Source organism: Gryllotalpicola kribbensis, from assembly GCF_039538245.1.
GTDB classification, from domain to species: Bacteria; Actinomycetota; Actinomycetes; order Actinomycetales; family Microbacteriaceae; genus Gryllotalpicola; species Gryllotalpicola kribbensis.
In genome coordinates this window covers 91200-102626 of sequence record NZ_BAABBX010000017.1, presented here as the reverse complement: position 1 = coordinate 102626, position 11427 = coordinate 91200, and the positions used below count along the sequence as shown (strand labels likewise).

Sequence of the window (11427 nt, the reverse complement as noted above, 5' to 3'; positions counted from 1 at the left end):
GGAGAGTAGGACACCGCCGAACACCCATTACAAAAGGGCCATCCGAACACCGGATGGCCCTTTTGCTGTTTAGCGCCCCTCACGACGAGGGGGCGCTACGTGTTCAAGGCGTCGCGTCGGGGCCCATCGTGACGACGAGCTTTCCGCGGACATGACCGGTCTCGAGCCGGGCATGCGCTTTCGCGATGTCCTGCAGGGGGAAGATCTCGTCGAGGTGCGGCCGGACCGACCCCTGCTCCAGCAAGCGCGAGACGACCGCGAGCGTGGCCGCGTCGGGTGCGACGCGATAGGTCGTGCAGCGCACCCCAGCGGCGGCCGCCTCGTCGGCGAAGCCGGGCCAGCTGCCCGAGGGAACGTTGACGATGAGTCCGTTCTTGCGCAGCACCTGGAGCGATTTCGAGCCGGTCGCGTCGGCGGTGTTGCCGAGCAGGTCGATGACGACGTCGACCTCGTCGACCTCTTCTTCGAAACGGTGCGCCACGTGGTCGATCGTCTCGCGCGCGCCGAGTGAGCGCAGCCACTCGAGGTTCCGCGTTCCGGCGGTGGCGATGACGTGGGCGCCGAAGTATGCGGCGAACTGCACGGCGAAGTGCCCGACGCCGCCTGCGCCGGCGTGAATCAGGATCCGCTGCCGCTCGTGCGCCCTGGCGACGGTCGTGACAATGCCCCAGGCGGTGAGCGCCGCGAGGGGCACCGCCGCGGCTTCGGTGTGCGACAGACCCACGGGCTTGGGGGCGACGCACAGGCTCGGTACGGACGCGTATTGCGCGTAAGTTCCCGAATAGCGGGGTGTCGGCACGATGCCGTAGACGGCGTCGCCCGGTTGCAGGGGATGCGCCTCATAGGGCGACTCGACGACGACGCCGCTGAAGTCGTAGCCGAGTACGGCGGGAAACGACCCGACGGCGGCCGAGGTGCCCTGGCCCGCACGCGTCTTCGCGTCGAGAGGGTTGATGCCTGCGGCGTGGATCTCGACCAGCACTTCGTCGTTGATGCGCACGGGCCGCGGAACCCGCGCGATCTTGAATTCGTCGGGGCTGCCGAAGCGCTCCAGCACCGCCGCGGTCATGAGCTCGGTCACGATTCGTACCTCCAGGCCTCGGTACGACCGACCCTAACGAGGGGTGATTACACGCCGATTGCGCCCGTGTGTCGTCTCGCGAGCCCATCGATCGTCGCGACGAGCTGGGCCGCGAGGGCGACGAGCGTCGCGATCGCGTCCTCGTCGCGGTCGACCCAGCGGCACTCGGGCTCGCCCACGGGAACGAAGTCCTCGTGCCGCTCCCAGACGAAGAGGGTGCGCTCGGCGCCGAGAACGTACTGCTGCCACCAGATCTGGCGCAGGTAGTGGCGGGGGATCGAGCGCCACGGCTTGTTGGTGGTCTTGATCTCGGCGAGGACCACGGCCCCGGCATCCGTCACCGTCAGGCCGTCGGGCGTTGCGAGGTGTCGCTTGTCGTTCTCGGCGTGGAACAGCAGTGAAGACGGCGCGATGCCATGGTGCTCGAGCATCCATGCGGCGATCTCGGGCTCGCGCTCGCGACCGTGCTCGGTGTAAGCGTTGCCGCTGAAGCGGCTGCCGAACCACTTCTCGCGGGCAGCGGCCTCGACGGAACGGGGCGTCGAGAGCTTGGCGACATCGGTCGCGGTGATGCCGCGGCTGCGAGCGCGCAGCCATGCGACGCGGTCGCTCGAATCGGCGACGACGCGATCGAGGTGACTGGGGCGGACCGTGCTCTGCTCGTCCTCGAAGCCGGGGAGCAGGAGATCGGTCACAAGAGCCTCTCTTGTCGGTCACGGGGTTCCCGTGAGCGGTCGTGCTCCCTATCCTTCCAGGCCCGCCGTGTAGCCGAGCCGCCGACGCGCCTCATCGATGATCCGCAGCGCCGAGATCGCCTCAGAGAACGGATGCAGGGGCGAGTCGTCGAGGCCGTCGGTGACGTAGCGCGCGAACGCCGCGGCTTCGAACGCCATGCCGCCGCTCGCCGTGATCGTCGGGTGGCCCGGGTAGCGCTCGGGCTCTGCGTCGTTCGGATAGAAGGTCAGCGCGGACGGCGACCAGAACGGCGAGTCGATCTCGATGCGCCCCGCGGTGCCCGAGATCGTCGCCGTCCACGGCGTGCGGGCCTCGACCCCGACATGGAGGAGGGCGTGCGATGAGGCATCCGCCTGAAGGATCAGCGAGACCTGTGCGTCGGAGCCGGTGGGCGACAGGGAGCCGGCGACGTGCAGCACGGGACTGTCGCCGAGAGAGGGAAGCGCGAACTGGGCGAACGAGATCGGGTAGACGCCGAGATCGAGCAGAGAGCCGCCCGCCTTCGCCGGGTCGTACATGCGGCTGGCCGCATCGAAGGGGACGTTGACGCCGAAGTCGGCGGTCACCAGCCGGACCTCGCCGAGCGCGCCCGACTCGAGAAGGCGGCGGGCCACGTCGGTGTGCGGCAGGTACCGCGTCCACATCGCCTCCATGAGGAAGACGCCCTTGGCGCGGGCGGCATCGAGCATGCGCTGTGCCTCGGCCGCGGAGAATCCGGCCGGCTTCTCGACGAGGACGTGCTTGCCCGCCTCGATGGCGAGGAGCGTGAGCTCGAGGTGCGCATTGTGCGTGGAGGAGACGTAGACGGCATCGACCTCAGGGTTCGCGACGAGTTCGGCGTAGTCGCCGTAGGCGTGCGGAACATCGAAGTCGCGGGCGAAGGCCTGCGCTCGGTCGAGCGAGCGCGAGGCGGCCGCGACGATCTTCTGGCCGGTGTGATCGCGCACGGCGCCGGCGAAGCTGCGCGCGATCCCGCCGGGAGCGAGGATGCCCCAGCGCAGCGACGGCGCGTCGGACGGGTCCGGGAAGCGGGGAGCGGGAAGAGACATCGGCGTCCTTTCTTGATGCGCGCGGGTGGCGCGCCGGGGTCAATCGGTGGGGTCGCCCAGAACGCGCTGGATGACCATGATGGCGGCGCCGAGGACGCCGCCGGTCGCGCCGGCGCGTGAGTGCACGATGCTGAGGTGCTGGGTCGCGAGTGGGGTGGATTGGCCGTAGACGACCTCGCGCACCCCGGCGAGCAGGTGCTCGCCGGCGCGCGCCACGCTTCCGCCGATGACGACGACGGAGGGGTTCAGCAGGTTGACGACCGTGGCGAGCACCTCGCCGAGGTCACGGCCGGCCTGGCGCAGCCCCTGGATCGCGACGGAGTCGCCGCGAAGGCCGGCGTCGAGGACGTCCTGGCTCGTGCGAGCGGGGACTCCGTGCTCTGACATCCAGGCGGCGATGGCGGGGCCGCTCGCAAGTGCCTCGAGGTCGGCGTCGACGGCGCCGTGCTGCGGGGTCCGGCGCGTGAACGGCACGCGCACGTGACCGAGATCGCCGGCCGATCCCTGCGCGCCGCGCTGCAGGCGACCACCCGAGATGATGCCGGCGCCGATGCCCGTGGAGACCTTGATGAAGACCATGTCGGTGACGTCCGGCCAGGTGACCGCGTGCTCGCCGAGCGCGAGAATGTTGACGTCGTTGTCGACGAGGACGGGGACGTCGAAGTGCCGGCGCAGGTACGCGGGCACATCGAAGCGGTTCCAGCCCGGCATGATCGGCGGATTCGTGGGCAGTCCGCTCGCGTGCTCAACGGGCCCCGGCAGGCCGACTCCGATGCCGATGAGATCGCTGCGAGAGCGGCCGCCCGCTGCGAGCACGCGCTTCGCCGCGCTGACCGCCCAGTCGAGGACCGGCTCGGGGCCGTCGGAGATGGCCAGCTCACGCGCCTCGGTGCGCAGGATGCTTCCCGCGAGGTCGGTGAGGGCCACGAGACCGTGCGTCGCGCCGAGATCGATGGAGAGCACGACACGGGCGGCGGGATTGAATGCGAGCAGGGCGGGCGGGCGGCCCCCTGAGGAGAGCTCGTCGCCTGCGGGAACCACGAGGCCCGACGCGATGAGACCGTCGAGCCGTGCCGCCACCGTCGAGCGCGCGAGGCCCGTGAGCTCGGCGAGCTGCGCACGCGTCTTCGGGGCACCGCCGCGCAGCATCCGCAGCAGACCGCGCGCGTCGGCCGCGACCAGCGAACCGAGCGCGTCGTCTGACATGAGGCCATTGAAACACAGCGGCGAAAGTCGACGGTGAACACGCGACTTTTGCTTGATCGACGGCAGAAGTCTGGTTGAATGAGGATCGCCGGCGACTCTGTCGGCGTCATCCTTCAACGTGGAAGAGGACGGTTCTGTGACCGAGTCACTGCTCTCCGTGCAGCTGTACACCGTGCGCGAGGCCCTGCAGGAGGACCTGCCCGGCGCACTCGCCCGACTGGCCGGGCTGGGGTTCACCCAGGTCGAGGCCTTCAACATCATGGGTCTGGAGGGTCTCGGCGACGCGCTCGCCGCCGCGGGCCTGACCAGCCCGACCGCGCACCAGCGCTTCGTCGCCGAGGAGCAGGAGCCGATCTTCGAGAAGGCGGCGTCCCTCGGCATCCGCACGCTCATCGACCCGCACATCGCCGAGGACCGCTGGCAGACGGCCGACGGCGTCGCACGGATCGTCGACGACCTCGCCGCCGCGGCGGAGAAGGCCGCGGGCTTCGGACTGTCCATCGGCTACCACAACCACGCCTTCGAGTTCGAGACGAAGATCGACGGACGGCCCGCGTACGAGCTGTTCGCGGCGCAGCTGCCCGAGAGCGTCGCGCTCGAACTCGACACCTATTGGGCCGCCGTCGGCGGCACCGACCCCGTCGCGCTGCTCGGAGAGCTCGGATCGAAGGTCATCGCGCTGCACGTCAAGGACGGCCCCGCGACCCACGAGAACAAGGACCAGGTCGCGGTCGGCTCGGGGTCGCTGCCCATCCGCTCGATCATCGCAGCGGCGCCGAGCGCGCTGCGCGTGATCGAACTCGACGACTCGCGCGGCGACCGGTTCCAGGCCGTCGCCGACAGCGTCGCCTTCCTGAAGGCCGAGGGCCTGGCATGAGCAGCACCGGGCGCGTCGGCGTCGGCGTCATCGGCGCCGGCAACATCAGCACGCAGTACCTGACCAACCTGACGTCCTTCCCCGACGTCGATGTCCGCTTCGTGGCGGACATCGACCTCGACCGCGCGGAGTTCCAGGCGCAGGCGTTCGGGGTGCCGGGGTTCGGCACCGTCGAGGAGCTGCTCGCCGACCCCGAGATCGAGATCGTCGTCAACCTCACGATTCCGAAGGCGCACGCCGAAGTCGCGCACCGCGTGCTCGCCGCGGGCAAGCACGTGTGGACCGAGAAGCCGATCGCTCTCGACCGTGAGAGCGGCCGGGCTCTGCTCGAGGCGGCACAGGCCGCGGGCCTGCGCGTGGCGACCGCCCCCGACACGTTCCTCGGCGCCGGCATCCAGACCGCTCGCCGCCTGATCGAATCGGGCGCGATCGGTGAGGCGAAGACCGCGCTGACCCTCATGCAGCAGCCCGGGCCGGAGTCGTGGCACCCGAACCCCGACTTCCTGTTCCAGGAGGGCGCCGGCCCGCTGTTCGACGTCGGGCCGTACTACGTCACGACGCTGATCCAGCTGTTCGGGCCGGTGAAGCGGGTCGCGGCGGTCGCCTCGAAGTCGAAGGAGCGGCGCACCATCGGCTCGGGGCCGCGCGCCGGGGAGAGCTTCGACGTGACCGTTCCCACCCACGTGACGGCGGTGTACGAGTTCGAGGGCGGCCAGACGTCGCAGAGCATCTTCAGCTTCGACTCGCAGATCCGCCGAACGCAGTTCGAGGTCACCGGCGTCGACGGCGCGCTCGAGCTCGCCGACCCGAACATGTTCGTGGGCGACCTGGTGCTGCACAAGGCCGACGGCACGACCGAGACGATCGAGACCACGGGCGAGAAGGCGGCCCGCGGGACGGGCGTCGTCGAGCTCGCGCGCGCGATTCGCGCCGGCGTGCCCGAGCGGGCCTCCGGCGAGCAGGCGTTCCATGCCCTCGACATCATGGTCTCGACCATCGAGGCGGCCGAGCGCGGCGAGTGGGTCGAGGTCGAGAGCACCTTCGTGCCGACGCCGGCGCTGCCGGAGTCGTGGAGCCCCAGCGAGAAGACGCTCTGATGGCGGCCGCGGCCGGGCTCGGCGTCGGCATCGTCGGCGGCGGGTTCATGGCGGCCGTGCACTCGCGCGCCGCCCGGGCCGCGCGAGCACGGCTCGTCGGGGTCGTCGGCTCGTCGCCCGCCCGCGCGCAGCAGGCGGCGGACGAGCTCGGCATCGAGCGGGCGTACGACTCGCTCGATGCACTGCTCGCCGACCCCGCGGTCGACGTGGTGCACGTGACGACGCCGAACGCGCTGCATGCGCAGCAGGCCGAAGCCGCGCTCGCCGCGGGGAAGCACGTCGTGTGCGAGAAGCCCCTCGCAACGAGTCTCGCGGATGCGGAGCGGCTGGTCGAGGCATCCGCCGGCCGCACCGCGACCGTGCCGTTCGTGTACCGCTTCCACCCGCTCGTGAGGGAGGCGCGCGCACGCGTGGCGGCCGGCGAGACGGCGCGCGTGCTCACCATCCAGGGCGCGTATCTGCAGGACTGGCTGCTGTCGGCCGACGACGACAACTGGCGCGTGGATGCCGCAGCGGGCGGCCGCTCGCGCGCCTTCGCCGACATCGGCTCGCACCTGGTCGACCTGATCGAGTTCGTGACGGGGGAGCGCGTCGCACGCGTGGCGGCGTCGAAGCGGACCTTCATCGAGAGCCGCGCCGAGCACGCGCGCATCGAGACAGAGGACGCCGTGGCCGTCGTTCTCGAGACCGAGGGCGGTGCGATCGGAACGCTCCTCGTCTCCCAGCTCGCACCGGGGCGGAAGAACCGCCTGCACATCGAGATCGGCGGCGCGGCGGAGTCCGTCGTGTTCGATCAGGAGCAGCCGGAGACGCTGTGGGTCGGCCGCCGAGCCGGCTCTCTGCTGGTTCCGCGTGACGCCGAGCAGCTCGGCGCTGACGCGGCGCGCCTCGTGACGACGCCCGCCGGGCACCCGCAGGGCTACCAGGACGCATTCAACGCGTTCGTCGCCGACAGCTACGCCGCGACCGCCGGGGCGCGGCCCGACGGGCTGCCACGGTTCGAGGACGGGCTGCGCGCGGTGCGGGTGACCGAGGCCGTCATGGCCGCCGCCGAGCGCGCCGAATGGGTCGAGCTCTGATGGCCAGGGGATTCGCGCCCGGTCAGTCCGCCACGCTGTGGGTGTACGACATCGAGGCGGATGCCGCACGGGAGGTGCTGAGCTCGGATCGGCTGCTCTTCGAAGCGCCGAACTGGACCCCCGACGGGGCGGCGCTCGTTGTCAACGGCGACGGCCGACTGTTCTGGGTGCCGGCTTCGGCGACGCCCACGAGCGCGGTGCTGACCGAGATCGATCTCGGGGGGATCCCCGAGATCAACAACGACCACGTGCTCTCGCCCGACGGCGACACGGTCTATGTCTCGGCGCAGGACGGGCACCTCTACGCCGTTCCGCTCGACGGCAGCGGACCGCGCCAGGTGTCGCACGATCGCGGTGACTTCCATCACTACCTGCACGGCGTCTCGCGCGACGGCTCGACCCTCGCCTACATCGGGCTGTCATGGGAGGGCGACCAGCGCGTCACCAACGTCTACCTGCTGCCGCTCGACGGGGGCGACGAGGTGCAGCTCACGGACGACGGATTCCAGGATGACGGCGCCGAGTTCGGCCCGGGGCCGGACGGCGCCGAGTGGGTCTACTTCAATTCCGAGCGGGCCGGGGGCGCCGCCGGGCATGCGCAGCTCTTCCGAATGCGGCCGGATGGGACATCCGTCACCCAGCTGACCGACGACGAGCGCGTGAACTGGTTCCCTCACCCGTCGCCCGACGGGAGGCATCTCGCCTACGTGAGCTACCCGCCGGGAACCGAGGGGCACCCCGAGAACATCGCCGACGTGCGGATCAGGCTGACGACGCCCGCCGGGGGCACGGGGCGAGACCTCGTCACCGTGTTCGGCGGGCAGGGGGCGATGAACGTGGGCAGCTGGGCGCCGGATTCCTCGGCGTTCGCCTATGTGACGTACTCGGACGTGTAGGGCTCAGCTCGCCGGCGCGATCTTGAAGAGGTCGGCCCGGCGCTTGATCGTCTCGGCCCGCGCGAGACGCGGCTTGTCGGAGCCGTCACGGATGACGCGCCCGTCGGCCTCGAACTCGGCGAGGAAGTCGAGCGCCCACGCGACGTCGGCCGGCGACGGGCTCATCGACTCGTTGATGACGGCCGGCTGCTCGTGGTCGAGGCACAGCTTGCCCGTCATGCCGAGCGCCACGGCGTCGGCCGCCTGCTCGCGCAGCACCGGGTGCGTGCTCGCGACCGTCGGGCCGTCGATGGGGCCCGGCAGGCCGCCGATGCGGCTGGCGAGGACGAGCCGCGTGCGCGGGTATGCCATCGCGAGCGGGGTGTTCGACGCGCCGGTGTCGCGGCGGTAGTCCCCCGACCCGAAGGCGAGGCGGTAGGCGCCCCTGGCGCGTGCGATGTCCGCGGCATCCTCGATGCCGAGCGCGGACTCGATCAGGGTGACGACGGGCGTCTGGCCGCCGAGCCGCTGGAAGGTGTCGGTCACCTGCTCGGCGGCCTCGGTCTTCGCGAGCATGACGCCCTTGAGGCCGGGAACGCCGGCGAGTGCGGCGAGGTCGTCGCTCCAGTCCACCGTGGTCCAGTCGTTGATGCGCACCCACGCGCTGCCGCCCGAGCTCAGCCAGTCGACGACCTTGTCGCGGGCCGCGTCCTTCAGCGACGCATCGATCGCGTCCTCGAGATCCAGGACGATCTGGTCGGCGCGACCGAGCATGGCGCGGTCGAAGAGCTCGTCTCGCAGGGCGGAGACGAGCTGCCACGACCGGGCGTTCTCGCCGTCGACGCGGTTCGCCTCGCGGGCGGCGCGGCGCTGCTCGAGTGCGGTGCCGTTGCTCTGTTCGGTCGAAGTCACGTGTCTCCCTGACGTAGTTCGGTGCGCCGGCGAGGACGTCGCATCGTCGCGCAGCTCACCCCTGCACGATACGCCCTCCCGCAAAGCCGGGTCGCGCGGGGCAGACTGGCGGCATGGAGCCAGTCAGCCGCGAGCACAGCGCAGTGCGCCGCATCCGCATCGCCTCGGTCGAAGTCCAGCTCGTGCGGGGAGCCGCGCCGGCGCCGCCACAGGGCGACACGCAGCGCCAGGTGCGGGCCGAGTCGTTCTACGACAGCAGGCGGCCGCCGTTTCGGACGCCCGCCGCCCCCTGGAACGGCGGCGAGATGGCCGCGCACTATCTCAGGATCGGAACGGATGCCGGCGCGGAGGGCTTCTACGGACCGATCGACGCCGACGTCACCTGGCTGATCAGCGAGAAGATCGCACCTGAGCTCATCGGCGAGGACGCGCTGGCCGGAAACGCTCACTGGGACCTGCTCGAGCGACTGGAGCGCCACGGGCGGCACGGTCATTACAAGATGGCGCTCAGTGCCATCGACAACGCGCTCTGGGATCTGCGCGGCCGCGTCTTCGGGGCGCCGGTCTGGCAGCTGCTGGGCGGAGCGACCCGTGAGCGCGTGCCCGCCTACCTGAGCACTCTCGGCGCTTCGCTCGACCTCGACGAGGTGCGGGCTCTGGCCGCGGCCGCGAAGGAGGAGGGCTTCGCGGGGCAGAAGTGGTTCTTCGGCGACGGCCCGGCCGATGGCGCCGCCGGGCTGCGGCGCAATGTCGCGCTCGCCGAAGCCGTGCGCGAGACCATCGGGCCGGACGAGCCGATGATGTTCGACGCATATCGCGGCTGGGATCTTGCGTATGCCCGCGCGTGGGCCGAGCGCGTCGATGACCTCGACCCCACGTGGCTCGAGGAGCCGTTCGGCCAGAACCAGTTCCCTGCCTTCGCCGCGCTGGCGCGCAGCACCCGCATTCCGATCAGCGCCGGCGAGCACATCTATGACAGGCAGGAGCTGCTGCCCTATCTCACGGAGGGGGTGCTCGCTGTCGCGCAATGCGACCCGGAGTGGTGCGGAGGCGTCACGGAGCTCGTGCGGATCTGCGCGCTCGCCGAGGTCTTCGGCGTTCCCGTGATCCCGCACGGCCATGGCATCCACTCGGCGCTTCACGTCGTCGCCAGCCAGTCGCCTGCGCTGTGCCCGAAGGTCGAGTATCTGGGGCGCCACATCCCGAACCGGCACCACTTCGAGCTCGAGCCGCCGGTGCCGGTCGGCGGATCGTTCGAGCTTCCGAGCCGGCCCGGCTTCGGCATCCGCCTCGACGACGCCAAGATCGACGAGATCTCGACGCTGCGGTTCTAGTCAAGGGTCTCCATTCGGCTGCGCCGAGTCGACCCGCGTTCGCGGTCCCCATTCGGCTGCGCCGAGTCGACCCGCGGCAGGGCCGGGCGGGCTATGCCGCGCGCTCGGTCTCGGCCGTGCGGCCGAGCCGGTCGATGTGCATCTCGACCTGTGCCAGAGCGGAATCGAGCAGGTAGTGGGACAGGTTCTCCCACCCGAGACTCCAGTACAGCTGCGACGCGACCTCCCACACGGACGGGTGATCGAGCCGGTCGAGCACGCCGGCGACTTCTGCCGTGCGCCGAGCGTGATGGGCGGCGAGCTTCTCGCACCGTGCGCGCAGCCCGAAGAAGCGGTAGCCGTGCCCGGGGCACACCTGGTGGTCATCGAGGTCGGCAACGCGGTCGAGCGCGTCGAGGTAGTCGCTGATGGGGTTGCTCGGAGTCGGGCCGCCGAGCCCCAGCCCAGGGTTCAGCAGCGGCAGGACATGGTCGCCGGTGAACAGCAGCTTCCGCTCGGCGTCGCGCAGGCAGATGCTGCCGTAGGTGTGGCCGGGCGTCCAGATCACGTCGAGCCGGATGTCGCCCAGCGCGATCTGCGCGCCGCCCTCGACGAGGCGGTCGGCGGTGATGCGCGCCTTCGAGAAGCGCTCCTCGGTGACGCGGGCGAGCTCGTCGCGGCGGGCGTGCGGCACACCCCAGCGGTCGAACCGCTCGGCGTCGGCCCCGCCGAACTCGCCGTCGATCGCGGCCTGCTCGAGCCGGTGCAGCACCACCTCGGCGCCGGAGGCCGCGCGCACGCGCGCGCCCATGCCGAGGTGGTCGAAATGCAGGTGGGTGACGACGATGGTGCGGATGTCGGCGACCGAGCGGCCGATCATGGAGAGCTGCCTCTCGAGGCGCTGCCAGTTCGCATCGGTGTCGACGCCCGGGTCGATCAGGTGGACTCCGCCCGCGGCATCCGCCAGGACATAGCTCAGCGTGTACAGCAGCGGCTGGCCCTTGCTCGGGAACTCGGTCGGCAGCGTCCAGACCCCGGGCACCACCTCGGCCGGCTCGGGGATGCCCCCGTGCGTCGCCGCGTGCTGCTCTGCCGTGTCGACAACCTGCTCAGCCGTCATGCTCCGCCTTCCCCCGGTCAGCTCTGACCGAGTCAGTAGCTTAATGCCCGCGCTGCGGGCGAAGCTGGGCGGGGCCCATAGAC

General features: G+C 70.9%; 11 protein-coding genes. 5 read left to right on the top strand and 6 right to left on the bottom strand.

Features of this window, described 5'->3' with window-relative positions; translation table 11 throughout:
* Nucleotides 1-103: 103 nt before the first annotated feature.
* From ABD716_RS15750 to ABD716_RS15735, 4 genes are read right to left on the bottom strand one after another with little or no spacing between them, the layout of a single operon-like run.
* On the bottom strand, nucleotides 104-1081 hold the full coding sequence (locus ABD716_RS15750) for an NADP-dependent oxidoreductase (protein WP_344778616.1): 978 nt from the start codon (nucleotides 1079-1081) through the stop codon (nucleotides 104-106).
* Nucleotides 1082-1128: 47 nt separating this feature from the next.
* The gene (locus ABD716_RS15745; protein ID WP_425553492.1) at nucleotides 1129-1776 is read right to left on the bottom strand and encodes a YqaJ viral recombinase family protein; all 648 of its coding nucleotides are present in this window, start codon (nucleotides 1774-1776) and stop codon (nucleotides 1129-1131) included.
* Between the two features lie 48 nt (nucleotides 1777-1824).
* Entirely contained in the window at nucleotides 1825-2865 is a 1041-nt protein-coding gene (locus tag ABD716_RS15740) for a Gfo/Idh/MocA family protein (protein ID WP_344778614.1), read from the bottom strand.
* A gap of 39 nt (nucleotides 2866-2904) precedes the next feature.
* Nucleotides 2905-4071 (bottom strand): ROK family transcriptional regulator, encoded by a 1167-nt coding sequence (locus tag ABD716_RS15735; RefSeq protein WP_344778612.1) that lies wholly within the window; start codon nucleotides 4069-4071, stop codon nucleotides 2905-2907.
* Between the two features lie 136 nt (nucleotides 4072-4207).
* Between ABD716_RS15735 and ABD716_RS15730 the strand changes: the two genes are divergently transcribed.
* Genes ABD716_RS15730 through ABD716_RS15715 form a run of 4 tightly spaced genes read left to right on the top strand, consistent with a single transcriptional unit; the run spans nucleotide 4208 to nucleotide 8020 of the window.
* Nucleotides 4208-4948, top strand: a complete 741-nt coding sequence (locus ABD716_RS15730; RefSeq protein WP_344778610.1) for a sugar phosphate isomerase/epimerase family protein — start codon at nucleotides 4208-4210, stop codon at nucleotides 4946-4948.
* Complete coding sequence (locus ABD716_RS15725) at nucleotides 4945-6045, top strand: Gfo/Idh/MocA family protein (protein WP_344778608.1); 1101 nt, start codon at nucleotides 4945-4947, stop codon at nucleotides 6043-6045. The genes ABD716_RS15730 and ABD716_RS15725 overlap by 4 nt, the downstream gene beginning before the upstream one ends.
* Nucleotides 6045-7124, top strand: coding sequence for a Gfo/Idh/MocA family protein (locus tag ABD716_RS15720; RefSeq protein ID WP_344778606.1), 1080 nt, complete (start codon nucleotides 6045-6047; stop codon nucleotides 7122-7124). The genes ABD716_RS15725 and ABD716_RS15720 overlap by 1 nt, the downstream gene beginning before the upstream one ends.
* Nucleotides 7124-8020 (top strand): TolB family protein, encoded by an 897-nt coding sequence (locus tag ABD716_RS15715; RefSeq protein WP_344778604.1) that lies wholly within the window; start codon nucleotides 7124-7126, stop codon nucleotides 8018-8020. Before ABD716_RS15720 ends, ABD716_RS15715 begins: the two co-directional genes overlap by 1 nt.
* Nucleotides 8021-8023: 3 nt before the next feature.
* On the opposite strand, the gene ABD716_RS15710 is transcribed toward ABD716_RS15715, so the two are convergent.
* Nucleotides 8024-8911: an HpcH/HpaI aldolase/citrate lyase family protein gene (locus ABD716_RS15710; protein WP_344778602.1), complete on the bottom strand. Its 888-nt coding sequence runs from the start codon at nucleotides 8909-8911 to the stop codon at nucleotides 8024-8026.
* A 113-nt stretch (nucleotides 8912-9024) separates the two neighbouring features.
* On the opposite strand from ABD716_RS15710, the gene ABD716_RS15705 reads away from it, so the two are divergent.
* On the top strand, nucleotides 9025-10245 hold the full coding sequence (locus ABD716_RS15705; protein ID WP_344778600.1) for an enolase C-terminal domain-like protein: 1221 nt from the start codon (nucleotides 9025-9027) through the stop codon (nucleotides 10243-10245).
* Nucleotides 10246-10336: 91 nt separating this feature from the next.
* On the opposite strand, the gene ABD716_RS15700 is transcribed toward ABD716_RS15705, so the two are convergent.
* Nucleotides 10337-11344, bottom strand: a complete 1008-nt coding sequence (locus ABD716_RS15700; RefSeq protein WP_344778598.1) for an MBL fold metallo-hydrolase — start codon at nucleotides 11342-11344, stop codon at nucleotides 10337-10339.
* Nucleotides 11345-11427: the final 83 nt, after the last annotated feature.

Excerpts from the sequence above, each read along its gene's own strand:
- ABD716_RS15740 (WP_344778614.1), bottom strand. The coding sequence starts at position 2,865 with ATGTCTCTTCCCGCTCCCCGCTTCCCGGACCCGTCCGACGCGCCGTCG.
- ABD716_RS15735 (WP_344778612.1), bottom strand. The coding sequence starts at position 4,071 with ATGTCAGACGACGCGCTCGGTTCGCTGGTCGCGGCCGACGCGCGCGGT.
- ABD716_RS15725 (WP_344778608.1), top strand. The coding sequence starts at position 4,945 with ATGAGCAGCACCGGGCGCGTCGGCGTCGGCGTCATCGGCGCCGGCAAC.
- ABD716_RS15720 (WP_344778606.1), top strand. The coding sequence starts at position 6,045 with ATGGCGGCCGCGGCCGGGCTCGGCGTCGGCATCGTCGGCGGCGGGTTC.
- ABD716_RS15715 (WP_344778604.1), top strand. The coding sequence starts at position 7,124 with ATGGCCAGGGGATTCGCGCCCGGTCAGTCCGCCACGCTGTGGGTGTAC.
- ABD716_RS15705 (WP_344778600.1), top strand. The coding sequence starts at position 9,025 with ATGGAGCCAGTCAGCCGCGAGCACAGCGCAGTGCGCCGCATCCGCATC.
- ABD716_RS15700 (WP_344778598.1), bottom strand. The coding sequence starts at position 11,344 with ATGACGGCTGAGCAGGTTGTCGACACGGCAGAGCAGCACGCGGCGACG.